This is a genomic window from Xanthobacter autotrophicus (genome assembly GCF_030015065.1).
In the GTDB taxonomy this organism is placed as follows: domain Bacteria; phylum Pseudomonadota; class Alphaproteobacteria; order Rhizobiales; family Xanthobacteraceae; genus Xanthobacter; species Xanthobacter autotrophicus_D.
Window position 1 is genome coordinate 1 of the sequence record NZ_JAIVFN010000310.1, and the last position, 585, is coordinate 585.

Consider the following 585-nt stretch of genomic DNA (forward strand, 5'->3'; position numbering starts at 1 on the left):
CTACCGCACCGACCAGACGCGCAGCAGCGATACGGCCGAGGCCATCCTGCAGCGCCTGGGCGTGGCCGACCCAGAGGCCGCCGCCTTCCTGCGCGGCGACGGGCAGGTGCGCCAGACCCTGCTGGGCCGCGGCGGCCGCTCCGTCTCCGCCGAAACGACCGACGACCACCGCCTCGTGAAGCTCACCGCCCGCTGGGTGCAGGACGACAGCGGCAGCTTCCGCCGCCTCGTGGTCGAGCGCCAGGGCGGCACGTTCGCCTCGCGCATCGAGACGGCACCGCTCACCGTGGGCAACCGCCTGGCCGGCGGCATCATCCGCAGCTCGCTGTTCGCGGCGACCGATGCCTCCAACATTCCCGATGGCGTGGCCATCCAGCTCGCGGAAGTCTTCTCCAGCAACATCGACTTCCACCGCGCCCTGCGCAAGGAAGACCGTTTCTCGGTGGTGTACGAGACGCTGGAAGCCGACGGCGAGCCGCTGCGCAGCGGACGCGTGCTGAGCGCCGAGTTCCACAACAACGGCAAGACCTACGACGCCGTCTGGTTCCAGGAGCCCGGCGCCACCAAGGGCGCCTACTACACGCT

At 70.6% G+C, this 585-nt stretch carries 1 protein-coding gene; it reads left to right on the plus strand.

All coding sequences use genetic code 11. The features are described from left to right. Positions 1-585: hypothetical protein (locus tag K9U40_RS23265; protein ID WP_282892439.1), on the plus strand; the 585-nt coding region annotated here is incomplete at both ends.